Genomic DNA, 25,052 nt, shown 5'->3' with positions numbered 1-25,052 from the left:
TCTTGATTAAATTCTGCATATTACCGGCTTTAATTTGATTAATGCCGGAGGATACCGTGTCGTTGAAAATTCAGGATGATTACCTACAACGTTTTTTCTCAATAGCAAAGGTATTTTCCAGTGCGACTGGATTAGCCACCGTCGTGGTTGATGTTACCGGAAAAATTCTCTCGGATTGTCATAATTTTAATTCGTTCTGCACATTAATGCGGGCGGATGAACGCTATTGTATGAGTTGCCAAAAGTGTGACAAGTATTGTGCTTTTGAAGGATTAAAACACCTTAAACCCAGAATACTCAGCTGTCATGCAGGGCTAAGTCTGTTTTCTATGCCATTAATTCGCGAGGGGCATCTGTACGGTTTTATGCTCTGTGGGCAGGTGCGGGCAAAATATCAGGAATATAAAACTATCATTATTGATAATGAATACTCATGGATGGATGAACCAAAAATAAAAACTGAATGGAGTAAGGTGGCGGTAGTCGATAATAATACGCTGGTGGCATCAGCAAATTTATTGAATTTTATTATTGATAATTTTGAGACAGAACAACAATCTGATGAGATTGTTATCCCAGCGACCAGTTACATGCGTCATTATTTTACAGAACCTTCCCGACACGAGAAAAAGCTACTGGCAGCGTTGCGTTATATCGATGAGAATTTGTATGGTGAATTATCCCTTGAATCCGTAGCAGCTCACGTCTGCTTAAGCGCAAACTATTTCAGCCGTTTTTTTAAGAAACGGCAGGGCGTTAACTTTAAAACCTGGGTGAATCAGAAAAAAATGCAAAAAGCGGGGGAGTTATTGCACGATCCCGTTCATTCCATAGACAGCATTGCCCGGAAACTCCAATACGCACAAACCAGCTACTTTTGCCGCGTTTTCCGGGCGGCGCATCAAACGTCGCCCCAGTCTTTTCGTCATGCCAGACTGTCACAGTAAAGGTTTTCTGGCAGCTTGAAGGCTTCAGGGATAAAAGAGAGCCGATCGCTCAGGGTTACCACATCACCAATCACTATCAGTGCAGGGGGAAGGATGTTAGCTTCCTGCGCCTTGCTCAGTAGTGAACCGAGCGTACAGGTCAGTCGGCGTTGATTATCGCGGGTGGCAGACATAATAAGCGCTGCAGGCGTATCTGCTGATTTTCCACCCATCAATAATTCCTCACAGATAAACGCCAGATTGGCGATACCCATGACGATAACCAGCGTACCATTCAGTTTTGCCAGTTGACGCCAGTCCTGCTGTTGGTTGCCCTCCCGCGTATGGCCGGTCACGACGTGAAATCCCGAGGCGAAATCGCGGTGTGTTACCGGAATCCCGGCATAGGTCAGGCCACCAATGGTTGAGCTGATACCCGGCACCACTTCAAACGGGATGCCCGTCTCGACGAGATCCTCAACTTCTTCAGCCCCGCGTCCAAAAACATACGGATCGCCACCTTTCAGGCGTACAATATTATTGTGAGTTTGGGCATACTGGACAAGCAGCGCATTGATTTCATCCTGGGGTACACAATGGAAGCCTGGGTTTTTGCCGACATTGATAAGCAGGCAATCTGGTAATGCCCATTCCAAAATTTTAGGATTGACCAGCCGATCGTAAATAATGACGTCAGCCTGTTTAATGCACATCATTGCTTTGAGGGTGAGCAATGAAATATCACCGGGACCTGCCCCAACGAGCCAGACCTTTCCGAAAGTTTTCACATTGTGTCCTTTATCACGTCTAACAAAAAAAGGCAGAAACTACATCAAGGAATGATAAAAAGCAGTCGTTTGCCCGTAAGTTATAACGTGAAATTATCCAAAATTATCGCATTGATAATATTGATTAATCTCGCAAAGTTTTTTCTGCAATAAACAAGATGACTTGAAAAATTATTAAGAACTTATTGGCACTATTTGCTTAAGTTTAACCTTATTTAAATTGTGTTTATTGTTTCCCTTAAGTATTATTGGTTAATATTTACCCGTCATCAGTGTGAGTAAATCATGGATTGGATCAATGACATCAATGGATAAAATAAAATATAACTCTCGATGCTTATCTGGGTGTCTTGAATTATTTTTTATAAATTAAACTATTTTTGTACGCTGCAAATGGAAGAGGTTATGAGAGGAAAAATACCCAAGACGGAGTTGCTGGTAACTTTTGAAGTGGTTGCGCGTCACGAAAGTTATACCCGGGCAGCTGAAGAGCTGGCTTTAACACAAAGTGCTGTTTTCCGCCAGGTAAATGCACTGGAGGATTTTCTCAATACCGCGCTATTTAATCACGCCAAAAAACGCATTTTTTTAAATGCGGCGGGCAAACACTATTTAAGCATCGTTAAAGAAACGTTAAATAAGCTTGAACGAGATACGACGACGATAATGACCTGGCAGCCGACGGTACAGGTTATTGAGCTGGCGGTGAATCCGACGTTCAGCACGCACTGGCTGATCCCAAACCTGCGTGAATTTAACAAACTTAATCCTGATATTATCGTGAACATTCATTCCCTGGCGAATATTGGTGATTTTCTCAATCGAGAGTATGACGCGGCAATCATGCGCGAAGACTTTTATTCGCCATGGTCAGGGGTTGAGTACCTGTTTGAAGAGGAGATTCTGCCGGTATGCAGTCGCTGTTTGCTGGCCGAACCGGAACGAAAACTGGCGGTAAACGAATTACTAAACGAATTCCCGCTATTGCACCAAAGCACGCGTATCAAAGGTTGGCAGGAATGGTTTGCGCTGTCAGATGTCAGCAGTCCGCTGGTGAATAAAGGTCCGAGATTTGATTTGTTATCGATGCTGATCGCGGCGGTCCGCTCTAATCTGGGCGTTGCGCTGCTCCCGCGTTTTGCCATTCAGCACGATCTGGACAGTGGCGATATGGTCATTCCTTGCGATGTTCCGATGCGTACCGGAAATCGATTTATTATGACATGGCGTGAAGAAAAATCGGAATCCGAGCATTTACAGATTTTCCGCAACTGGTTGCTCAGTAAGTCCGTAGTATCGGCTGCCTGAGGGTGGCTTATGCCTTATCAGGCCTACAACGATGGGTAGGCCGGATAAGACGCGTTAGCATCGTTATCCGGCAAAAGAACGGCTACCAGTCGATCCCAATCTGTGCCTGAATACCGCGGTCAAACGCGTGTTTGACCGGGCGTATTTCACTGACCGTATCGGCCAGTTCCAGTAACAGCGTATGGCATCCGCGTCCTGTGACGATAACGCTCTGACCGGCAGGACGATTTTCGATGGCGTTGATAACCTCTTGCGTATCCAGATAGTGGTAAGCCAGCATGTAGGTGAGTTCATCCAGCACCACTAGATCGTAATGCGCATCAGCCAGCATGCGCTTACTTTCCTGCCAGACAACCGTTGCCGCTTCGATATCTGCTTGCCGATTTTGGGTTTCCCAGGTAAATCCGGTACCCATAATATGGAATTCGACGCCGAGCGGTTGCAGTGTGTTGTACTCACCATTATCCCACTGACCTTTAATAAACTGCGCGATGCCAACGGTTTTTCCGTGACCCACTGCGCGCGTTGCCGTGCCAAAGGCTGCGGTGGATTTTCCTTTTCCGTTGCCGGTGAAGACAATCAGGATCCCTTTCTTCTCCGTTGCAGCCGCTACGCGGGTATCAACCTGCTCTTTTAGCTTCTGCTGACGCTGACGGTGTCTGTCGTTATTGGCGCGCGCTTCCATGGAAACTCCTTAATGCCCTGCCGGGCAAGTTGCGCAGCGATGCTGCTGCTCGAACTGGCTGAAGAAGTTATTACCTTTGTCATCCACTAATACGAAGGCGGGCATATTTTTAACTTCCATCATCCACACCGCTTCCATTCCCAGTTCTGGATATTCAAGACACTGCAGACTCTTCACGTACTGTTGTGCCAGTAGGGCGGCGGCACCGCCAATGCTGCCGAGGCTAAATCCACCGTGTTTGTGACAGGCATCAGTGACCTGCTGGCTGCGGTTACCCTTGGTGAGCATAATGAGGCTGCCGCCTTGTGCCTGGAAAGCATCGACATACCCATCCATGCGCCCGCCGGTGGTGGGTCCCATTGAGCCACAGGCCTGATTTTCCGGGGTTTTGGCTGGACCAGCATAGTAAACGATATGCTTTTTCATGTATTCCGGCATCGGTTCACCGTTATCCAGTCGCGCTTTGATGTTCGCGTGAGCGATATCGCGAGCCACAACAATCGGGCCGCTTAACGACAGACGTGTACCAATGGGCAAGGCGGAGAGATCATGCAGGATCTCGTGCAGCGGACGGTTCAGATCCAGTTGTACGGTCTGGGCGCCGTTTTCTACCCGGTGAGAATCGGGGATAAATTTGCCCGGATTATGCTCGAGTTTTTCCAGCCAGATACCGTGTTTATTAATTTTGGCTTTAATGTTGCGGTCGGCAGAGCAGGAGAGGGCCATCGCGATTGGGCAGGAGCCGCCGTGGCGCGGTAAGCGAATTACGCGAATATCGTGGGCAAAGTATTTGCCGCCAAACTGCGCCCCGATGCCAAACTCACGGCTGGCATTGAGCAACTCGGCTTCCAGCGCCGTATCACGGAACGCCTGGCCCAGCTCATTCCCGCTGGTGGGCAGATTATCGTAATATTTGGTTGAAGCCAGTTTGGCGACTTTCAGCGTCTGGTCGGCGGATAAGCCCCCAACCACAAAAGCGATGTGATACGGCGGACAAGCGGCTGTACCCAGTGATTTCATTTTTTCGATCAGGAACGCGGTGAGCTTTTCCGGCTGCAGAATGGATTTGGTTTCCTGGAATAACGCCGCCTTATTGGCAGAACCGCCGCCTTTGTTGACGAACAGGAATTTATATTCATTGCCCGGCGTGGCGCTGATGTCGATTTGTGCCGGCAGGTTTGTCTGAGTATTGACCTCGGTATACATGTCCAGCGGGGCATTTTGCGAGTAACGCAGATTGTTTTCGGTGAAGGTGGTATACACGCCTTTGCTTAAGGCTTCGGCGTCATCGCCGCCTGTCCAGACATGTTGTCCTTTGCAGGCCACAATGGTTGCCGTCCCGGTGTCCTGGCAGTTAGGCAGTACACCTTTAGCTGAAACCTCTGCATTGCGCAGCAGCTGTAATGCGACGTACTTATCGTTACCGCTGGCCTGTGGGTCGTGCAAAATGCTGGCAATCTGTTTTAAATGTCCGGCGCGCAGGAAAAATGAAGCCTCATAAAACGCCTGCTGTGCTAACAAGGTTAACGCTTCCGGTGCAACCTTGATAACTTCCTCTCCGTCTAACTCCGTTACCGTAACGTGCTGGTTACTGAGTAATTCATATTCGGTACTATCTTTACTCTGAACAAAGAGTTCCTGCCAGACAAATGGTTTAGACATGTTTACTTCTCACCTCTTCGTATTGTTTGCCGGATAAGCAATGTGCCATCCGGCGTAAAGTTATTTGGCTAAAAAGACGTTGGCTTTTGTCGCTTCGGCGACATATTCGATAGTTTTCTGGGCACGAACGCTGTTTCCGGCTTCATCAAGCGGCGGAGAATAGACCGCAATCGCATATTCGCCTGGGACGACGGCAACCATGCCGCCGCCGACGCCGCTTTTCGCCGGAATGCCAACGGTGTACAGCCATTTACCGCTGCCGTCGTACAGTCCGGCAATTGCCATTTCTGCCAGTACCTGTGGAACATATTTCTCATTCAGCAACTGTTTGCCGTTGAACGGAGATTTGCCTTTGTTCGCCAGTACGGCACCCATTTTGGCCAGTTGCTCAACGGTGATATCCACCGAGCACTGGCGGGTATAAATTTCAACGGCTTCGTCAGTGTTGCCATAGAAGCTGTTATAGGATTCCATCAGTTTGGCCAGCGCCTGATTGTGCTGGTTGGTTTCCATTTCAGATTTGAAAACCGGTTCGTTTACGGTGAGAGTGGCATCGGCCCAGACGTTCAGGTTGTCGAGGATTTTGTTCCAACGATCGGTTTTGTCTTTGGCTTCAATCAGGCTAACGGTGCTCATGGCCCCGGCGTTTACCAGTGGGTTTTCAGGCGCGCCTTTGGTCAGTTCAACGGCCAAACCTGAGTTGAACGGCATGCCGGTGGCATTGGCGCCAAGTTTATCCAGCACTACCTGAGGACCGTGCTGCTCCATGGCGAGCGCCATGGTGAACACTTTACTCAGGGATTCCATTGGGAAAGGTTTGTTAACATCGCCAACCTGGTAGATCTTGCCGTCCACCGTCGCAATGGTGATGGCAAAATTTTTCGGGCTATAGGTCGCCAGAGCAGGGATGTAGTCGGCGACTTTTCCATCGTTATTACTTTTGTACTTCTGATGAGCCTGTTCTATCAGCTTGGCGTAGTCGGGCGTGGTTTGCGCGAATGTGGTTGCGCTAAACAAGACGCTGAAAGAAAAGAGACTCACGCCGATAATTGTTTTATTCATTGTGCGTTCCTGTTGGTGTGCTCATCTTGATGCCGGATGGCGGCGTACCGCCTAATCCGGCCTACGGATAGTTAAACGTTATGTAGGCCGGATAAGCGCAAGCGCCATCCGGCAATAACGTAGTATCAGGACAAAGCGACTTCCGTTTCGGTAACCGGGCGTTCCTGTTCCGGTGACTTCACTGGCGCAGTTCCACGGCAACCCTGGCCGAAGTGTTCGCCTTCCCAACGGCCCACAATGGCAGCGCCCATGGCGTTACTCATGACGTTGGTAGCGGAACGACCCATATCGAGGAACGGATCGACGCCCATCAGAAGGATCAAACCCGCTTCCGGAATGTTGAACTGGTTCAGGGTAGCGGCGATAACGACCATCGAGGCACGCGGTACACCCGCCATCCCTTTAGAAGTCAGCATCAGAATTAACAGCATGGTAATTTGCTCGCCCATGCTCAGTTCGATGTTGCACGCCTGAGCAATAAAGACAGTGGCAAAGGAGCAATAAGCCATGGAGCCGACCAGGTTAAAGGAGTAACCGATAGGCAGAACGAAGCTGGCGATTTTTGAAGAAACACCGAATTTTTCCAGCTTGTCCAGCGTACCCGGGAAGGCGGCTTCAGAGCTTGAAGTGGTAAAGGCCAGCAGAGCGGGTTCGAGGATTGATTTAGTTAACCGTGCGATGCAAGGCCCGACGATCATAGTAGACAGGCCAATCAGGATCGCCCACAGCATACCCAGCGTCAGGTAGAACTCACCCATGAAGATCCCGGCGCTAACCATCACACCCAGACCACGTTCGGCAATCAGACCTGAAATAGCGGCAAAAACGGTCAGTGGCGCAAACAGCATGACGTAACCCGTCAGCTTCAGCATCACGTGCACCAGTGAATCCAGCACTTTCACAATAGGGTCGGCTTTTTCACCAATCGCAGCGAGGCTGCAACCAAGGAAGATTGAGAACACGACGATCTGAAGAATTTCGTTACGCGCCATCGCATCGACAATACTGGTCGGTACCGCGTGTGAGATGAACACTTTCAGCGTGAATGGCTCTGACTTAACGGCGGCAACAGCGCCGACATCATGTGGCACAAAGTTGATACCTGCGCCTGGCTGGAAGATATTTACGATAACCAGACCCAGCGCGATTGACAGCAATGACGCGCAAATAAACAGGAAGAAGGTTTTCGAAAATATACGTCCGAGCGTTTTGGCATCACCCATTTTGGCAATACCCACAACCAGAGTTGAAATAACCAATGGTGCGATAATCATTTTCACCATACGTAAGAATATAGTGGTAAAAATGGATATATCTGCTGCATAAGATTTTGCTGTTTCAGCCGCGGCCATATTATTTATGGCCACCCCGGCAATCATGCCGAGTATCAGGCCTAATATGATCATCTTCGTTAAACTTATTTTCTTCATGTGTACTCCATCGGATAAAGGTTGGTAATTGGAATTGTGTAGGGTGGCGTGCGCCTGAGCCTGGACAGCAGCTCAGACGCACGCCTGTTGTGACCAACCGCATGAATAATTCGAAGCACTGTGATACAGCTGAATTCTGTGCCCCAATGGTTGTTATTGTGTTTTTTGTTACAAGTCGAACTCAATACTTAATAATGGTGCGTGTTGCTGTGCACCATAAACATCATTGTCACCGACGTTGCCGGAAATAATATCGCGCGGCATGACGATTTTTACGGCATTCGCCGGATCGAACCATACAATATTGTGAATAAAGTCAGGCTTAACGTTATATAAACCGGCAATAAGCTGCGGTGTTAATTGCTCTGAGCGTTTTACGCGCTGATAATCTTCCCGGGTTTTAAATAAAATATCTAAAACCAGTTCGTACGGTCCGGCGTTTTTCGAGCGAATAACTTGTGCCAGTGAACAAATTGAGTGTTTCATGCCTGAACTCCTTCTGGCGTCACCTGTTCAATGTGGAAATCAAAACGCAGCGCATCGCTCGCTTCAATCAGGTGATAGATCGAGAACTCATACACCGGTCCACTCTGAATATCAGATGGCGAGAACGGGAAGGCGAGGTTGCCCGCAGTCGCAATGCGATTTTCATAGCCGTAGTGCAGCAGGGTAGAGCGCACCAGCGAGCAAACGCTGTTGGCGATGTCCTGCGTCGGCGCAACGACATCCAGTAAAATTCCCAGTTCATGGCCCGCAGTTTTCATCGGTTCATGGTTGCCCATCACACCGTTCTTACCGTACAAGTGGAACGTCATGCGGATACTGTCGTCGTTCAGGGAGAGGTTACGTGCAACGCTTGCCTGTACCTCTTCAAGAATCGTGTCAATCCCGGCAATCATAATCGGGTCGCGTGTTCCGGCGATGGTCAGGCAACGGAAGCCAACCTGGCGTGCACCTTCCAGTTTCAACGCATACGGTGTTTCTTCATGGCGTGAACCGCTGACATACACTTCACCCTCGTTAACCTGGGTAAAGGTGCACGCTTTCAGGTTCAGCACACCGCCTGGCCCTGGCAGGAAGTAAGGATCTGACTTCTCGTACAGGGTGTGCGCCGCAGCAGAAGTTTCAGTGAACTTACGCTTGGGATTGAACGCCTTCAGCGTAAAGCCGTTGTCGTCGATAATCCCCATCGCACAATCGGAGCCGGAGCCAGGGGTGGCGGCAATGGCAGCACACTCAAGGATCTTACCGCAATGAAGCGCCAGACCTTCATCAAAGCCCTGCATAATCGGCAGCGCGGCGAAGCAGGCCGGATCGTAGGCTCGTCCGCCCAGGACCACCTGTGCACCGGCTTTCAGCGCACGCTGGAAAGGCTCGACGCCCATCTGCGCGACAATGTAGGTGCTCTCTTCAATGGCCTCGTGAGTCAGTTCAGGCACAAAATCGAGCGCGGTGATTTTGCCGTTATCCAGTGCCTGATGAACGATTTCTTTGTCGACATCAGACGGAATTAGCGCCATTGAGAAAGACAGTTTTTCTTCCTGTGCGATCTCATGGATTATTTGGCGACACCACTCCAGATGCGGAGCTGCGCCAGAACCACCGGCTGTGCCGATCACTACCGGGATGTTGTTCTTAACGCCTGCCACAATCATATAGCGCAGATCGCGTTTCACACCGGCCCTGTCAGTAAAGGGTTTACCTGCCCCCAGGTAGTGGGGGCCAGGATCGGAGGAACCTGCGTCAACAGCAATAAGATCCGGTGACTCTTCCATGGCTTTACGAAAACTTTCTTCCGGGAAGCCATAACCCAGGATAGCCGTAGGCGATAAGATCTTAAATGTGCGTGCCATCTCTTAATCCTTAGTTTGCAACAGCGCGATGGTGCGGTTCATTTCGTTAAACACGATGTTGAGACCTTCATCGAAACCCATACCCGGTTTGATCAGCATGCGCATTGGACGCGCGGCCAGCGCGACGTGTACGCAGGTACGAGCACTGATTTCCGTTTCGTTACAGGTACCGCCCTGATAGGCTTCCATTCCGTGTTTGTTGCAATACAGCACTGCATCAACGATGTTGTGAATACCGCCCAGATCCGGGGTTTTAATCTGCACCATGTGGCAGCTGCCCGCGTCGGTGAAGTCCACGATGTCCTGATAGGTGTTACACCATTCATCCGCAACGATTTTCACGCCGGAACCCAGACGAGTCAGCTCCTGAGTGATCTCGGTTAACATGCGGATCTGATCCGGCTTGTTACCGGCATCAACCGGGCCTTCAATGTACAGCGGGAGACCTTGAGCTTCGGCTTCCAGGCTGGCGATGTATTCGGCGCAACGCACTGGATCCATATCGAAGATCAGACCAATGGTGCCGTAGACATCAATATGCAGTGTCGGGTGATAGCTTTCGTTGGTGCGCAGGCTCAGGATGCGGTTAGACAACCAGCGGACGTACTCACGCAGTTTTTCACCTTTAAAGCCCAGCTTCTCTTCAACGTTATTGATCAGGGCATGCGGCAGGACATCCACACCTTTGAGGATCATCTTGTCGACGGCGATATAACGGTCGTCGCCGCTCTGACCAAATAACGGAATGGCTTCCGGAACGCATGGCAGTTGCCATTCATCACAAACCACTTCGGCTTTCAGACGACCGGTAGCCAGTGCCGCCGCGTCGAGCAGTGCCTGAGACAGACCATAACGTACGGCGGTATGCAGCAGATGGCCGTCAATACGCAATTCATCAAAGAAACGGGCGTTGGTCAGGAACGAATCAACGTCACGACCTTCCAGCAACGGCTTGATGTGGTCGTTGAGGAACGGAATGAAGTTTTCAGCCAGGAACAGCGGGTCACGACCGCCTGCACCTGAATATTGCACCGCTGCGCAATCGCCCACAGCTACCGCGCCGTTTTCCAGAATCAGTTGTACGGAAACACATTCACCCGCCTGACGAACAGAGGTAAATCCAGGCGTGACCGGATCGCCGGTGTAGATAAACCCGTCATGACCGGCGCCATTTTTGATGGCCTGCTGATCGTCAAAATAAAATGAGGAGTAGCCAGCGGTGAAAAGGGCCTTTTTGATTTTCATTATGGTCTTCCTATTAATTTACTGTGGGATACGGCGTTGATGTCATCAATGACCATCTGGAAAGAAGGCTTGCGGCCTTCAAAATGTGCGCGCTCTGCGACATAGTCGTGGTGCAGGGCGAGAATATCTTTCGGCAGCGGCACGGCACCGGCTTCAAGAATACGGATTGCGCCTGTGTTATCGCGAACAGGCAGGATCTTACCGGCGTTACAGGCGGCAGGAGCGAAAGGTACATCCAGCACGCCAGCTTCAAAGGCCAGCACCGTACCGCGCGCAATGTCGCCATTGCCCAGTTCGAAGACTTTCTTCAACACCGCGCGGACTTCGCTCTTAATCAGGTCAACTTCCTGCTCCACGGCAGCGCACTGCGGGAATTTCTGGTCGCTGACCATGTTGAGCATCTGGCGTGACGCTTTCAGACCCTGGGCGTTAGCTGCCGCGGTTGGGATACCGAACGCTTCGTGCGGGCTTTTGGTGATCACTTTTGTGGCACCCGACATACCAGCAACCGCTGCACCCCAGGCGATAACGGAGAAGGCTTTCGCTTCATCTTCCGGGAATCCGCCCATCCACTGGTGGAAAACGGTGCTCAGTTCGTAATCGTCGAAGCCATGGTTATGGAAGTATTCGTGGGACAGTTCACGCAGCGCCTGAATAGCGGCGATATCCTGCGTCAGGCTACCGACCTGGCCGTAGCCGACGGTAATGGATTTCACGCCTTGTTCCAGCGCCAGCAGACCTTCAATAATCGCCACCGAGTGGGACATAAACGGCGGGATCAGGGTACCGGTCAGCGGGCCAAACGGCTCACGGTTGATGCGAATGCCGTTCTCTTCGTACAGACCCATCAGACGGTCGCAGTACTGCCAGTCGCGAATGGATTTTTCCAGGGTGACGCGTTTGGCGTAAGGGATGTTGTAGGAGATACCGCCGCCTTCGTAGCTGGTGAAGCCACTGGCCATGGCGATTTCTGCCAGCAGGCGCGCATCCGGCGTACCGTGGCGAACCTGGATCGGTTTTTCCAGCGATTCAGTCATCCGGCGGCAGGCAGCAACCCCGTGATTGACGACTGGTAAACCATTCAGCTTGGAAGTACCTGCTTCGATGGATTTCTGGATCCCGACAGCGGCTTCTTCATAGCGGTTCAGACGGGTATAGGCATCGATAGTACTCGGCAGGAGGTCGCACTCTTCCTGCAATGTTTTGAGCAGCGCAATATGCTCATCCATTAATGCTACGCCTGCACGTGGCTGGCTCAGGGTTTTACCTTCCTGATCGGCTTTCAGCAGGGCAAGGGAGAAGCGTTTTTTATCTGGAATTGATTGCTGGTACTTCACGCCATCTTCGAAGTTCTCAACGTCTTTGCCGGTTTCCCAGGTTTGTAATACCTGATGCCTTTCGGTCATGAATTCGTCATGGGTCAATTTTTTATTTCGAAGTTCCATTCGTAGCTGCCTTAAGTTTTATAGGGTTAAACACTGAATGCTGGTGCGAGCAGCGGCTTGCGGGTACAGCCTGGCGACGTTTGCCAGAAGCGGGAGCAGGCCATTTGAATCGCGGTAATACTCAAACTGATTCGGTAACAGAATTCTTTTCCCCTGGTCGTCCAGCTCCCGGTATTTGAGCCAGTTATGGATATCGAACTGGCTGGCGCGAGAGAGCCATCCCCCTGAACCGACGACTTTGCGAACGGTGGTGAGATCGCGACCCATCTGTAAATCCACGTTACCCACGCAGGTGCAAACCTGCTTTTTAGTGCCCGCGTGGCGCTCAGCGGCATAGCCCACGCATAAACCTGCCAGCAGGGTGTCGTAATATTTCTCTTCCTCACTGAGTGGCAGGTAATCCGGTTGCCCTACCAGATGGCGCAGGTAGCGATAAAACGCTTCCTCACGCTGCGGCTGTTGGGCGAAGATGACTTTCACCATATCCTGCGTGCTTTCTCCCACCACGACGGCGGAAACGCGCATGCCCAGGTCGCCTTCTACGGTACGTTTGACGAACGGTTCAGGAACACCATGCAGGACGGTATCGGGGGAGAGGGTATTCGCGCTGGCCGAATAGACATCCGTGGTGGCTCCGCCCATATCAATCAGCATGAATTCCTTCCATGCGCTGTCGTAATCGCTAATGGCTTTCACTAACTCATATACCGTCCATGGCGTCGGCATTGGCTCTTCGCCTGTTTCGCCAACAATGACGTCCAGACCTTTGCCTTTGACAATGCGTGACAAGAACACATCACAAATCGCCTGGCGTGCGGCAAACGGATTCGGGTGATCGAGGTCAGGCAGAATGTTGTCTACCGTGGTCAAATCCTTATGTCCCAGAATCGTTTGTATTTCGTCCTGAATGTCCCGGTTTCCGGCGTAGATAATGGCGCAATCAAGCTTTGAGCCTGCCAACGCATGCGCATTCGCCAGGCCGTAACTTTCTTCGCCACCATCTGTACCGCCGGTAAACAGCAGAATATCTGGAGGGGATGACTCCAGCTCCTGGATGTCATGACGGTTCAGCTTGTACGAATAATATTGCGCGATTTTCGCTCCTGCCGAATGGGCGGTAACTTTTGCCGATTCCAGCGTAATGGAAGGCACCAGCCCCATTGCTGCAACGGCAAGCCCACCTTTCGCTGAGGAGGAGTATTTCAACTGCACTTCACCACTTTTCAGTAACGGGCGAGCATCGGCAACATTCAGCACCTGATTCAGGCTGGCAAAAAAACCGTCTGCCAGATGATGTGTGGTGGTTGGGGTCAGGACATGGTTTATCAGGGTTAAATCCTCGCCTTCATGGGCGAAGAGGGCTGCCTTGGTCCATGTCGAGCCGATATCGACAGAAACTGTTTGCATCAGATGGCCTCTTCCAGGCAACGCTGTTCGAGGCCATTGTGTTGGTGAATATCATTAGTGATAAGCGCGCAAACATCTTCCAGATCGTGACTGGGGGCGAAGACCCGGTTAAAGCCCATCTCTTTAAACTTCACTTCCACATCGGCGAAGTCATGTTTACCGACGACCAGGTTGCCGCCGACGTACAGCAGAATGTCGCCAAGGCCGCGTTCGATGCAGCGCTCACGTAATCCGAGGCAATCAATGTCGCCATGACCGTAGATAGAGGACACCACGATAGCATCGGCGCCTGTTTCAATCGCAGCATCAATATATTCATCCTGGCTCACCATCACCCCGAGGTTGATTACGTGAAAATCATGAGCGGTAAAAACGCGATCCAGAACTTTATTACCTACTGCATGGCAGTCAGCACCGATGACGCCAATAACAAGTGTAGATTTCTTCATGGGTAATCCTCTGTAGGGCTGATGGTCAATAAGTGAAATTATTTTCTAATATTTAGAACATGGATTGTGACAACCTCTTAATAGGGTTGGAGTTTCTGTGGAAGCGAAAAAGGAAGCAATTGATCTATTTTCAAAATATCCTGAGAAAAATGATTGTTATATTTGGTTGTTATAAAATCCCTTTGTAATCAGTAGGATGTATCATATTTTCTTGGCCGGTTTTAATTTATTAGAAAAATGGGTAATAAATTACTTGCCATGTTTGTGATCGAAATCTTATTTTGTTATGCGCGCCATTTATGTCGTGTTTTTAATAATTTCAAAAACCACAATTACTAATTAACTTGTGAACGACGTAACGGTTTTTTATTTTTTAATCTTATATGTCACAATTCATTTTTGTTAATTTTAGGATAAAAATGATAATGAAATGTTTGTGGCATATTTAATCTTTGCCACATAAGTGCAGAGTGAGCGTTAAAGATAACTTTCAGTGATGATTTAAGCGAAACGCCAGCGTTTTCTCGCAGAACACCAAACGCAATGCATCGGTCAATGTGGAACGTTTTCTCTTCCAGCTGAGATAGTTACATCTCGGTGTTAATTATAAGTAAAATTTAAATGAATAATTTGTATGAAATAACAAGTCCATGACTTGCTAAACAAAAAACTGTGAGCTACCTAGCATTAGTGATTCTTTATCTGCTATCAATTTTGTCAGCCGGGCTGGTTAAAAGATCGTGTACATTTAAATAAATATCCTATCATTTGTAGTAACGGCAATTACTCATTGAAAAACATGTTGTTAACATCGCATTCACTAGTCATGTGAGTGTTAAACACTATTAACATTAAATTTGAAAATTGATTTAAATCAATGTTTAAAACTTGGAAAACAGCATCAAAAGAGGTTAAATTGCTGCAGATCAAATTGGTCTGAAAGTGGTAAATTAGCTATAAATTGATCACTATCGAAAAATGCAAATTTGTCTCGATAAAAACCTGTTTATTGTAAGGATTTTACGGCGTAATATAATTGCGGGATCAATTTGAGTGTTTTATTAACATGTTTGTAACCTTTCTCCATTGTCCTTTCTTCACAAGAGAAGAAAGAGTAGCGGCGTAAGGAAGCAGATAAATTTGTATTGGGGCATGCGTGTGACCCTTTCTAACGGGGTTCACTCTCGGAGTCTTCATGCGATGAGCAAGGAGTCATGATGTTAGATATAGTCGAACTGTCGCGCTTACAGTTTGCCTTGACCGCGATGTACCACTTCCTGTTTGTGCCACTGACGCTCGGTATGGCGTTCTTGCTGGCCATTATGGAAACGGTCTACGTCCTTTCCGGCAAACAGATTTATAAAGATATGACCAAGTTCTGGGGCAAGTTGTTTGGTATCAACTTCGCTCTGGGTGTGGCTACCGGTCTGACCATGGAGTTCCAGTTCGGGACTAACTGGTCTTACTACTCCCACTATGTAGGGGATATTTTCGGTGCGCCGCTGGCGATCGAAGGTTTGATGGCCTTCTTCCTCGAATCCACCTTTGTAGGTCTGTTCTTCTTCGGCTGGGACCGTTTGGGTAAAGCCCAGCATATGTGTGTCACCTGGCTGGTGGCCCTGGGTTCTAACCTGTCCGCGCTGTGGATTCTGGTTGCGAACGGCTGGATGCAGAACCCAATCGCAGCGGATTTCAACTTCGAAACCATGCGTATGGAGATGCTGAGCTTCTCTGAACTGGTGCTCAACCCGGTAGCACAGGTGAAATTTGTTCACACTGTTGCATCTGGTTATGTATGCGGCGCGATGTTCGTTCTGGGTATCAGCTCCTACTATATGCTGCGCGGTCGTGACTTCGCGTTTGCTAAACGTTCTTTTGCCATCGCTGCCAGCTTTGGTATGGCTGCCATTCTGTCTGTTATCGTTCTGGGTGATGAATCTGGTTACGAAATGGGCGACGTGCAGAAAACCAAACTCGCAGCGATTGAAGCAGAATGGGAAACTCAGCCTGCACCGGCTTCCTTTACGCTGTTCGGTATTCCGGACCAGGATGCGCAGGAAAACCATTTTGCGATTCAAATTCCTTATGCGCTGGGCATCATCGCCACCCGCTCTGTTGATACACCGGTCATTGGTCTGAAAGACCTGATGGTGCAGCACGAAGAGCGTATCCGTAACGGGATGAAAGCGTATCAGTTGCTGGAAGAACTGCGTGCTGGTACTACCGACCAGGCCGTTCGCGACCAGTTCAACAGCATGAAGAAAGACCTGGGTTATGGTCTGCTGCTGAAACGCTATACGGATAACGTCACCGACGCGACCGAAGCGCAAATTCAGCAGGCAACGAAAGATTCTATCCCTCGCGTTGCGCCGCTGTACTTCGCTTTCCGTATCATGGTGGCATGCGGCATTCTGATGCTGGCAATTATCGCGGTGTCCTTCTGGACTGTGCTTCGTAACCGTATCGGTGAGAAAAAATGGCTGCTGCGCACTGCGCTGTACGCGATTCCTCTGCCGTGGATTGCTATTGAATCCGGTTGGTTTGTCGCAGAGTACGGTCGTCAACCGTGGGCGATTGGTGAAGTGTTACCAACAGCCGTAGCGAACTCTTCGCTGACTGCTGGCGACCTCATCTTCTCGATGCTGTTGATTTGCGGCCTGTATACCCTGTTCCTGGTGGCTGAACTGTATCTGATGTTCAAGTTCGCACGCCTTGGGCCGAGTAGCCTGAAAACCGGTCGTTATCACTACGAGCAGTCCACTGTGACTTCTCAGCCGGCACGCTAAGACAGGAGTCGTCAAATGATCGATTATGAAGTATTGCGTTTTATCTGGTGGCTGCTGGTTGGCATTCTGCTGATTGGTTTCGCGGTCACTGATGGCTTCGACATGGGGGTGGGCATGCTCACCCGTTTCCTCGGTCGTAATGATACCGAGCGTCGGATTATGATTAACTCAATCGCCCCGCACTGGGACGGTAACCAGGTTTGGCTTATCACCGCGGGTGGCGCACTGTTCGCTGCCTGGCCGATGGTGTATGCCGCTGCGTTCTCCGGTTTCTATGTGGCGATGATCCTGGTACTGGCGTCTTTGTTCTTCCGTCCGGTCGGTTTTGATTACCGCTCCAAGATTGAAGACATGCGCTGGCGCAACATGTGGGACTGGGGCATCTTCATTGGTAGCTTCGTGCCACCGCTGGTGATTGGCGTGGCGTTCGGCAACCTGCTGCAAGGGGTTCCGTTCCACGTAGATGACTACATGCGTTTGTACTACACCGGTAACTTCTTCCAGTTGCTGAATCCGTTTGGTCTGCTGGCTGGTGTCGTGAGCGTTGGGATGATCATCACCCAGGGTGCGACCTATCTGCAGATGCGTACGGTAGGTGAACTGCATCTGCGTGCTCGTGCAACTTCACAGGTTGCGGCACTGGTGACTCTGGTCTGCTTCGCGCTGGCCGGTGTATGGGTGATTTACGGTATTGACGGTTATGTTGTGACCTCAGCCCTGGATCATCATGCCGCCTCCAACCCGCTGACCAAAGAAGTGGCTCGCGTGGCTGGCGCATGGATGGTGAACTTTAACAATGCACCTATCCTGTGGCTGGTTCCTGCACTGGGCGTGGTTCTGCCGCTGTTGACCATTCTGACTTCTCGTATGGAGAAAGGGGCCTGGGCATTCGTCTTCTCTTCACTGACGTTAGCCTGCATCATCTTGACTGCCGGTATCGCAATGTTCCCGTTTGTGATGCCATCCAGCACCATGATGAACGCAAGTTTGACCATGTGGGATGCAACGTCCAGCCAGCTGACGCTGAATCTGATGACGTATGTAGCTTGTGTGTTCGTACCGATCATTCTGCTGTACACCGGCTGGTGTTACTGGAAGATGTTTGGTCGCATCACTAAAGAAGATATTGAAAGCAACACCCACTCTCTGTACTAAGTAAGGAGCTTAAAATGTGGTATTTCGCATGGATTTTGGGAACGCTTCTTGCCTGTGCATTTGGGATAATCACAGCGCTGGCGCTTGAGCATGTTGAATCAGGCAAAGCCGGACAAGAAGATAGCTAATGACCAACATTATCGCGATGTTATACAACGCGATGGACAAGCGCCCCTTGCGGGCGCTTTCATTTGTGCTGGCAATCGTATTGGCCGGCTGCATATTCTGGGATCCGTCACGTTTCGCGGCCAAAACCAGTGAGCTTGAAATCTGGCATGGTTTTCTGCTGATGTGGGCGGTCTGCGCAGGCATCATTCACGGCGTTGGCTTTCGTCCTCGTGCCGTACACTGGCAGGGTATCTTCTGCCCGCTGATCGCGGATATCGTCCTCGTTGTTGGTCTGTTTTTCTTCTTCTTTTGAATAAGAAACATCCTTAAATATTTATGGGCTTGCATAAGCCCATAATTTTTTACTCTCCGTTTACTTTCCCCCATTCCAAAGCACCATTCCCGCGCGTATAGTAGCGAAGTTTGAAAGCACTAACCTTTTGTTGCATTACCGGGATGTAAAGTGAATACAACGCTGTTTCGATGGCCGGTTCGTGTCTACTATGAAGATACCGATGCCGGTGGGGTGGTTTACCACGCCAGCTACGTCGCTTTTTATGAAAGAGCGCGCACAGAGATGCTGCGTCATCATCACTTCAGTCAGCAGGTCCTGTTGGCTGAACGTGTAGCCTTTGTGGTGCGCAAGATGACCCTCGAGTATTTTGCGCCTGCCCGGCTCGACGATATGCTCGAAGTTCAAACCGAAATTACGTCAATGCGTGGCACCTCTTTGGTTTTCACGCAACGCATTGTCAACGCAGAGAACACCGTGCTGAATGAAGCCGAAGTTCTGATTGTTTGCGTTGATCCACTCAAAATGAAGCCTCGTGCGCTTCCCAAGTCTATTGTCGCGGAGTTTAAGCAGTGACTGACATGAATATCCTTGATTTGTTCCTGAAGGCAAGCCTTCTGGTTAAACTTATCATGTTGATTTTGATTGGTTTCTCAATCGCATCCTGGGCCATTATTATCCAGCGGACCCGTATTCTTAATGCTGCTTCACGTGAAGCCGAAGCATTTGAAGACAAGTTCTGGTCCGGGATTGAATTGTCGCGCCTGTACCAGGAAAGCCAGGGGCGTCGTGATAATTTGGCTGGCTCAGAACAAATTTTCTACAGCGGGTTCAAAGAATTTGCCCGTTTGCATCGGGCAAATAGCCACGCGCCGGAAGCGGTCGTTGAGGGGGCTTCCCGTGCGATGCGTATCTCGATGAACCGTGAGCTGGAAACGCTGGAAACGCATATTCCATTCCTCGGAACCGTTGGCTCCATCAGCCCGTATATCGGTCTGTTCGGTACCGTTTGGGGGATCATGCACGCATTTATCGCGCTGGGCGCGGTAAAACAGGCGACGCTGCAAATGGTTGCACCGGGTATCGCGGAAGCGTTGATTGCAACGGCTATCGGTCTGTTTGCGGCAATCCCGGCGGTTATGGCCTACAACCGTCTGAACCAGCGCGTGAACAAACTGGAACTGAATTACGACAACTTTATGGAAGAGTTCACCGCGATTCTGCACCGCCAGGCGTTTACCGTTAGCGAGAGCAACAAGGGGTAAGCCATGGCCAGAACGCGTGGACGAGGTCGTCGCGAACTCAAGTCCGAAATCAATATTGTACCGCTGCTCGACGTACTGCTGGTGCTGTTGCTGATCTTTATGGCAACCGCACCGATCATTACGCAGAGTGTGGAAGTCGACCTGCCGGATGCGACCGAATCGCAAGCCGTCAGCAGTAACGACGAACCTCCGGTCATTATTGAAGTTTCCGGTGTTGGGCAATACAGCGTGGTGGTTGAGAAAGATCGTATGGATCAACTGCCGCCGGAGCAGGTTATCGCGGAAGCGAAAAGCCGCCTGCAGACCAATCCGAAAACGGTCTTTTTAATCGGTGGTGCGAAAGACGTGCCTTATGATGAAATAATTAAAGCGCTGAACTTGTTACACAGTGCAGGCGTAAAATCGGTTGGCTTGATGACGCAGCCAATCTGATGACGGCGTTTTGCTGGCTTGAAAGATAGCACGTAACAGGCGAACAGTTTTTTGGGAACCGAGAGTGTCAAAGGCAACTGAACAAAACGACAAGCTCAAAAGGGCGATAATTATTTCAGCGGTGCTGCATGTCATTTTATTTGCAGCGCTGATCTGGAGTTCGTTCGATGAGCACATTGATGCTTCAGCCGGCGGCGGTGGCGGTTCGTCCATCGACGCCGTTATGGTCGATCCTGGAGCCGTTGTGCAACAGTACGACAGGCAGCAGCAACAGCAGGCAAGCGCGAAACGTGCTGAAGAGCAGCGTGAAAAGCAGGCGCAGCAGCAAGCTGAAGAACTTCGCGAGAAACAGGCAGCTGAGCAAGAGCGACTGAAGCAGCTGGAAAAAGAACGCTTAGCCGCGCAGGAAAAAGTGCGCGAACAGGCGGAACAGCAGAAGCAAGCTGAAGCCGCCGCCGCGAAAGCGCAAGAGCAACAGAAACAGGCTGAAGAAGCTGCGGCGAAGGCTGCTGCAGACGCGAAGGCTAAAGCTGATGCACAGGCGAAACAAGCGGCAGATGCCGCGAAGAAAGCCGCTGCGGACGCACAGAAAAAAGCTGAGGCGGAAGCTGCTAAAGCCGCTGCTGATGCGAAGAAAGTTGCCGAAGCACAAGCTGCTAAAGCTGCCGCGGACGCTGCGAAGAAAGCACAGGCTGAAGCCGCTAAGCAAGCAGCAGCCGAGAAAGCTGCCGCTGAGAAAGCAGAAAAAGCCGCCGCCGCGAAAGCGGCCGCTGCTGAAAAAGCGGCGGCTGATAAGAAAGCCGCAGCGGAAAAAGCAGCAGCAGACAAAAAAGCTGCAGCCGAGAAAGCCGCTGCCGATAAGAAAGCTGCGGCAGATAAAGCAGCTGCTGCTAAAAAGGCTGCGGCCGAAAAAGCCGCTGCAGCCTCTGGCGTTGACGACTTGTTGGGTGACCTGAGCTCCGGTAAGAATGCACCGAAATCGGGCGGTGGAGCGAAAGGAAACGGCCAACCGGCGAAAGATAGTGGTACAAGTGGTGCCAATGGCGGTGCATCTGGTGCTGATATCAGTGCTTACGCATCTCAAATTCGTAATGCGATCCAGAGCCGTCTGTATGGTGCAGATTTGTATGCAGGTAAATCTTGCGTATTACATATCAAGTTAGCACCCGATGGTCTGTTACTGGATGTGACCGAAGAGGGTGGGGATCCAGCATTGTGTCAGGCTGCGCTGACGGCTGCGAAAACTGCCAGAATTCCTAAACCGCCTAGCCAGGCAGTTTATGAAAAAGTAAAAGATGCCAAACTGGACTTCAAACTGTAATAACGACCCCTGAGAAATCAGGGGAAACGGTCTAAGGTTGATACTGAGTTGTGGTAGTTTTGTGTATTTGAGTTTGTTAACATTCTGCTAAATTATCGTGGGCTTTCCGTCCAGATAAGGGAGATATGATGAAGCAGGCATTACGAGTAGCATTTGGTTTTCTGATGCTGTGGGCAGCGGTGCTGCACGCAGAAGTACGTATCGAGATCACCCAGGGGGTGGACTCGGCGCGCCCGATTGGTGTTGTCCCCTTCCAGTGGGCAGGACCGGGTGCTGCACCTGAAGATATCGGTGGTATCGTAGGTGCTGACCTGCGTAACAGCGGTAAATTTAACCCGTTAGACCGTTCTCGTCTGCCTCAGCAGCCTGGTACCGCGCAGGAAGTTCAACCTGCAGCTTGGTCTGCGCTGGGCATTGATGCCGTAGTCGTCGGCCAGGTTACGCCGAACCCGGATGGTTCTTACAGCGTTGCCTATCAGCTGGTTGACACCGGTGGCGCACCGGGTACCGTACTGGCACAGAACACTTATAAAGTGAACAAGCAGTGGCTGCGTTACGCGGGGCATACTGCAAGTGACGAAGTGTTTGAAAAACTGACTGGCATTAAAGGTGCATTCCGTACCCGTATCGCTTATGTTGTTCAGACCAACGGTGGTCAGTTCCCGTACGAATTACGTGTGTCCGACTACGATGGTTACAACCAGTTCGTGGTACACCGTTCTCCGCAGCCGCTGATGTCTCCGGCGTGGTCTCCGGACGGTTCAAAACTGGCGTACGTAACCTTCGAGAGTGGTCGTTCTGCACTGGTTATTCAGACGTTGTCTAATGGCGCGGTTCGTCAGGTAGCGTCGTTCCCACGTCACAACGGTGCGCCTGCGTTTTCTCCGGATGGCAGCAAACTGGCGTTTGCCCTGTCTAAAACCGGTAGCCTGAACCTGTATGTCATGGACATTGGTTCCGGTCAGATCCGTCAGGTGACGGATGGTCGTAGCAACAACACGGAACCGACCTGGTTCCCGGACAGCCAAAACCTGGCCTTTACATCTGACCAGGCCGGTCGTCCGCAGGTATATAAAGTTAACGTCAACGGCGGTGCTCCGCAGCGCATTACCTGGGAAGGTTCGCAAAACCAGGATGCGGATGTGAGCAGCGACGGTAAATTTATGGTAATGGTAAGTTCGGCCAACGGTCAGCAGCACATTGCCAAACAAGATCTGGTAGCGGGTGGCGTACAAGTTCTGTCGTCAACGTTCCTGGACGAAACGCCAAGTCTGGCACCTAACGGCACTATGGTAATCTACAGCTCTTCTCAGGGGATGGGATCCGTGCTGAATTTGGTTTCTACAGATGGGCGTTTCAAAGCGCGTCTTCCGGCAACTGATGGACAGGTTAAATTCCCTGCCTGGTCGCCGTATCTGTGATAATAAATAATTGATTAATAAAGGAATCATTGAAATGCAACTGAACAAAGTGCTGAAAGGGCTGATGATTGCTCTGCCTGTTATGGCTATTGCAGCGTGTTCTTCTAACAAGAATGCCAGCAATGACGGCAGCGAAGGCATGCTGGGTGCCGGCACTGGTATGGATGCAAACGGCAGCGGCAACATGTCTTCTGAAGAGCAAGCGCGTCTTCAGATGCAACAGCTGCAGCAGAACAACATCGTTTACTTCGATCTGGACAAGTACGATATCCGTTCTGATTTCGCTGCAATGCTGGATGCTCACGCTAACTTCCTGCGTAGCAACCCGTCTTACAAAGTCACCGTAGAAGGTCATGCGGACGAACGTGGTACTCCTGAGTACAACATCTCCCTGGGTGAGCGTCGTGCGAACGCCGTTAAGATGTACCTGCAGGGTAAAGGCGTTTCTGCTGACCAGATCTCCATCGTTTCTTACGGTAAAGAAAAACCTGCAGTACTGGGTCATGACGAAGCGGCTTACGCCAAAAACCGTCGCGCCGTACTGGTTTACTAAGAGAATTGCATGAGCAGTAACTTCAGACATCATCTGTTGAGTCTGTCGTTACTGGTTGGCATAGCGGCCCCTTGGGCCGCTTTTGCTCAGGCGCCAATCAGTAGTGTCGGCTCAGGCTCGGTCGAAGACCGTGTCACTCAACTCGAGCGTATTTCTAACGCTCACAGTCAGCTTTTAACCCAACTCCAGCAACAACTCTCCGATAATCAGTCCGATATTGATTCCCTGCGTGGTCAAATTCAGGAAAATCAGTATCAGTTGAACCAGGTTGTTGAACGCCAGAAGCAAATATTGTTGCAGATTAATAATCTTGGCAGCGGTAGTGCGCCTGCGGCGCAGTCTGCAGGTAGCGATCAGAGTGGGGCAGCAGCAACCCCTACGCCTGATGCGGGCGCAGCGGCAGCGTCAGGAGCCCCGGCGCAGACTGGCGATGCGAACACTGATTACAATGCGGCCATTGCTCTGGTGCAGGATAAATCCCGCCAGGATGATGCGATTGAAGCATTTCAGAACTTCATCAAAAAGTACCCAGACTCGACTTACCTGCCAAATGCGAATTACTGGCTGGGTCAGTTGAATTACAACAAGGGGAAAAAAGATGATGCAGCGTTCTATTTTGCTTCAGTAGTTAAAAACTTCCCGAAATCACCAAAGGCTGCAGACGCGATGTATAAAGTCGGCGTCATCATGCAGGACAAAGGTGACACAGCAAAAGCTAAAGCCGTTTATCAGCAGGTTATCACTAAATACCCTGGCACTGATGGCGCGAAACAAGCGCAAAAACGCCTTGGCGCGATGTAATGAACACCATGCGACCAGAAATCGTGTTAATTCTGGTCGCGTCGTGTGATTCCTAAGCAGTTGAGCTATTTACATCGAAATTTTTGTTGCGCTAAAATCTGAAATCAGTAATATATGCCGCCGTTGCCAAGGGATATCAAACAGCCCGAAAGCGGCAAAAAAAGTGGGTCGTTAGCTCAGTTGGTAGAGCAGTTGACTTTTAATCAATTGGTCGCAGGTTCGAATCCTGCACGACCCACCAATCGCTAAGGTGGAACGCGATTGTAAAACGTGAAGGATAACGTTGCGTAAGCAACGGCCCGTAGGGCGAGACGAAGTCGAGTCATCCTGCACGACCCACCACTAACTCAGTTAGTAAGTAGTATCCAGCGTAGTATCGGGTGATTAGCTCAGCTGGGAGAGCACCTCCCTTACAAGGAGGGGGTCGGCGGTTCGATCCCGTCATCACCCACCACTCGGGGCGTTAGCTCAGTTGGTAGAGCAGTTGACTTTTAATCAATTGGTCGCAGGTTCGAATCCTGCACGCCCCACCAATTTATTGGTGGTACCGAGTAAAAATTTTCAGGTTATACCCGAGCGGGTCGTTAGCTCAGTTGGTAGAGCAGTTGACTTTTAATCAATTGGTCGCAGGTTCGAATCCTGCACGACCCACCAATCG

24 protein-coding genes and 4 tRNA genes are annotated in these 25,052 nt (G+C 50.4%); 17 read left to right on the top strand and 11 right to left on the bottom strand.

Annotated elements, in window-relative coordinates; genetic code table 11:
- The first annotated feature begins 56 nt into the window (after positions 1–56).
- Positions 57–947, top strand: a complete 891-nt coding sequence (locus OGV57_RS14005) for a PocR ligand-binding domain-containing protein (protein WP_054528199.1) — start codon at positions 57–59, stop codon at positions 945–947.
- On the opposite strand, the gene cobA is transcribed toward OGV57_RS14005, so the two are convergent.
- A complete protein-coding gene (gene cobA / locus OGV57_RS14000; protein WP_003835432.1) occupies positions 926–1,714 on the bottom strand; it encodes a uroporphyrinogen-III C-methyltransferase in 789 nt (262 codons plus the stop codon). The two genes, OGV57_RS14005 and cobA, sit on opposite strands and share 22 nt — an antisense overlap.
- Before the next feature lie 405 nt (positions 1,715–2,119).
- On the opposite strand from cobA, the gene OGV57_RS13995 reads away from it, so the two are divergent.
- Entirely contained in the window at positions 2,120–3,022 is a 903-nt protein-coding gene (locus OGV57_RS13995) for a LysR substrate-binding domain-containing protein (protein WP_003022936.1), read from the top strand.
- Between the two features lie 82 nt (positions 3,023–3,104).
- Here the strand turns inward: OGV57_RS13995 and cobO are convergent, their stop codons facing one another.
- The 10 genes from cobO to glmS form a co-directional block, all read right to left on the bottom strand.
- Positions 3,105–3,707 (bottom strand): cob(I)yrinic acid a,c-diamide adenosyltransferase, encoded by a 603-nt coding sequence (gene cobO / locus OGV57_RS13990; RefSeq protein ID WP_003847316.1) that lies wholly within the window; start codon positions 3,705–3,707, stop codon positions 3,105–3,107.
- 9 nt (positions 3,708–3,716) lie between these two features.
- The gene (locus OGV57_RS13985; protein WP_054528200.1) at positions 3,717–5,369 is read right to left on the bottom strand and encodes a class I fumarate hydratase; all 1,653 of its coding nucleotides are present in this window, start codon (positions 5,367–5,369) and stop codon (positions 3,717–3,719) included.
- Positions 5,370–5,429: 60 nt separating this feature from the next.
- Positions 5,430–6,431, bottom strand: a complete 1,002-nt coding sequence (gene glsA, locus OGV57_RS13980) for a glutaminase A (RefSeq protein ID WP_003022944.1) — start codon at positions 6,429–6,431, stop codon at positions 5,430–5,432.
- Between the two features lie 125 nt (positions 6,432–6,556).
- Positions 6,557–7,861 carry a dicarboxylate/amino acid:cation symporter gene (locus OGV57_RS13975; protein WP_003022946.1) on the bottom strand — a complete coding sequence of 435 codons (1,305 nt, stop codon included), beginning with the start codon at positions 7,859–7,861 and terminating at the stop codon, positions 6,557–6,559.
- Positions 7,862–8,029: 168 nt separating this feature from the next.
- Complete coding sequence (locus OGV57_RS13970) at positions 8,030–8,347, bottom strand: DUF4387 domain-containing protein (protein WP_008320068.1); 318 nt, start codon at positions 8,345–8,347, stop codon at positions 8,030–8,032.
- A complete protein-coding gene (locus OGV57_RS13965; RefSeq protein ID WP_003022951.1) occupies positions 8,344–9,714 on the bottom strand; it encodes an acyclic terpene utilization AtuA family protein in 1,371 nt (456 codons plus the stop codon). The genes OGV57_RS13970 and OGV57_RS13965 overlap by 4 nt, the downstream gene beginning before the upstream one ends.
- A gap of 3 nt (positions 9,715–9,717) precedes the next feature.
- Positions 9,718–10,959: a methylaspartate ammonia-lyase gene (locus OGV57_RS13960; RefSeq protein WP_003022953.1), complete on the bottom strand. Its 1,242-nt coding sequence runs from the start codon at positions 10,957–10,959 to the stop codon at positions 9,718–9,720.
- Entirely contained in the window at positions 10,959–12,404 is a 1,446-nt protein-coding gene (locus tag OGV57_RS13955) for a methylaspartate mutase subunit E (RefSeq protein ID WP_003022957.1), read from the bottom strand. Before OGV57_RS13955 ends, OGV57_RS13960 begins: the two co-directional genes overlap by 1 nt.
- Positions 12,405–12,422: 18 nt before the next feature.
- Positions 12,423–13,811: a methylaspartate mutase accessory protein GlmL gene (gene glmL / locus OGV57_RS13950; RefSeq protein WP_003835417.1), complete on the bottom strand. Its 1,389-nt coding sequence runs from the start codon at positions 13,809–13,811 to the stop codon at positions 12,423–12,425.
- Positions 13,811–14,260, bottom strand: a complete 450-nt coding sequence (glmS, locus tag OGV57_RS13945; RefSeq protein ID WP_003022963.1) for a methylaspartate mutase subunit S — start codon at positions 14,258–14,260, stop codon at positions 13,811–13,813. Before glmS ends, glmL begins: the two co-directional genes overlap by 1 nt.
- A 1,217-nt stretch (positions 14,261–15,477) precedes the next feature.
- Here glmS and cydA point away from each other — a divergent pair.
- The 15 genes from cydA (at position 15,478) to OGV57_RS13870 (ending at position 25,048) form a co-directional block, all read left to right on the top strand.
- On the top strand, positions 15,478–17,046 hold the full coding sequence (gene cydA, locus OGV57_RS13940) for a cytochrome ubiquinol oxidase subunit I (RefSeq protein ID WP_286531292.1): 1,569 nt from the start codon (positions 15,478–15,480) through the stop codon (positions 17,044–17,046).
- 15 nt (positions 17,047–17,061) lie between these two features.
- Complete coding sequence (gene cydB / locus OGV57_RS13935; protein WP_003022968.1) at positions 17,062–18,201, top strand: cytochrome d ubiquinol oxidase subunit II; 1,140 nt, start codon at positions 17,062–17,064, stop codon at positions 18,199–18,201.
- A gap of 14 nt (positions 18,202–18,215) precedes the next feature.
- Positions 18,216–18,329 carry a cytochrome bd-I oxidase subunit CydX gene (gene cydX / locus OGV57_RS13930; protein ID WP_003022970.1) on the top strand — a complete coding sequence of 38 codons (114 nt, stop codon included), beginning with the start codon at positions 18,216–18,218 and terminating at the stop codon, positions 18,327–18,329.
- Entirely contained in the window at positions 18,329–18,622 is a 294-nt protein-coding gene (gene ybgE / locus OGV57_RS13925; RefSeq protein ID WP_003022971.1) for a cyd operon protein YbgE, read from the top strand. Before cydX ends, ybgE begins: the two co-directional genes overlap by 1 nt.
- A gap of 150 nt (positions 18,623–18,772) precedes the next feature.
- Positions 18,773–19,177 (top strand): tol-pal system-associated acyl-CoA thioesterase, encoded by a 405-nt coding sequence (gene ybgC / locus OGV57_RS13920; RefSeq protein WP_003835413.1) that lies wholly within the window; start codon positions 18,773–18,775, stop codon positions 19,175–19,177.
- On the top strand, positions 19,174–19,866 hold the full coding sequence (gene tolQ / locus OGV57_RS13915) for a Tol-Pal system protein TolQ (protein WP_003022976.1): 693 nt from the start codon (positions 19,174–19,176) through the stop codon (positions 19,864–19,866). The genes ybgC and tolQ overlap by 4 nt, the downstream gene beginning before the upstream one ends.
- A gap of 3 nt (positions 19,867–19,869) precedes the next feature.
- Positions 19,870–20,298, top strand: coding sequence for a colicin uptake protein TolR (gene tolR, locus OGV57_RS13910; protein ID WP_005125437.1), 429 nt, complete (start codon positions 19,870–19,872; stop codon positions 20,296–20,298).
- 64 nt (positions 20,299–20,362) lie between these two features.
- On the top strand, positions 20,363–21,619 hold the full coding sequence (gene tolA / locus OGV57_RS13905; protein WP_003022980.1) for a cell envelope integrity protein TolA: 1,257 nt from the start codon (positions 20,363–20,365) through the stop codon (positions 21,617–21,619).
- 128 nt (positions 21,620–21,747) lie between these two features.
- Entirely contained in the window at positions 21,748–23,040 is a 1,293-nt protein-coding gene (gene tolB / locus OGV57_RS13900) for a Tol-Pal system beta propeller repeat protein TolB (protein ID WP_003022981.1), read from the top strand.
- A 34-nt stretch (positions 23,041–23,074) separates the two neighbouring features.
- Positions 23,075–23,593: a peptidoglycan-associated lipoprotein Pal gene (gene pal / locus OGV57_RS13895; protein WP_003022983.1), complete on the top strand. Its 519-nt coding sequence runs from the start codon at positions 23,075–23,077 to the stop codon at positions 23,591–23,593.
- 9 nt (positions 23,594–23,602) lie between these two features.
- Positions 23,603–24,394, top strand: a complete 792-nt coding sequence (gene cpoB / locus OGV57_RS13890; protein WP_003847309.1) for a cell division protein CpoB — start codon at positions 23,603–23,605, stop codon at positions 24,392–24,394.
- Between the two features lie 165 nt (positions 24,395–24,559).
- Positions 24,560–24,635, top strand: a tRNA-Lys gene (locus OGV57_RS13885).
- Positions 24,636–24,772: 137 nt separating this feature from the next.
- A tRNA-Val gene (locus OGV57_RS13880) sits at positions 24,773–24,848 on the top strand.
- Between the two features lie 3 nt (positions 24,849–24,851).
- Positions 24,852–24,927: transfer RNA gene (locus tag OGV57_RS13875), tRNA-Lys, on the top strand.
- Positions 24,928–24,972: 45 nt separating this feature from the next.
- Positions 24,973–25,048: transfer RNA gene (locus OGV57_RS13870), tRNA-Lys, on the top strand.
- Positions 25,049–25,052: the final 4 nt, after the last annotated feature.

Origin of the sequence: Citrobacter sp. Cf087 (assembly GCF_030334285.1) — a bacterium.
Lineage (GTDB): Bacteria > Pseudomonadota > Gammaproteobacteria > Enterobacterales > Enterobacteriaceae > Citrobacter > Citrobacter freundii.
Note: the sequence above shows the minus strand (reverse complement) of the source record. Positions and strands in the feature narration are given on the sequence as shown.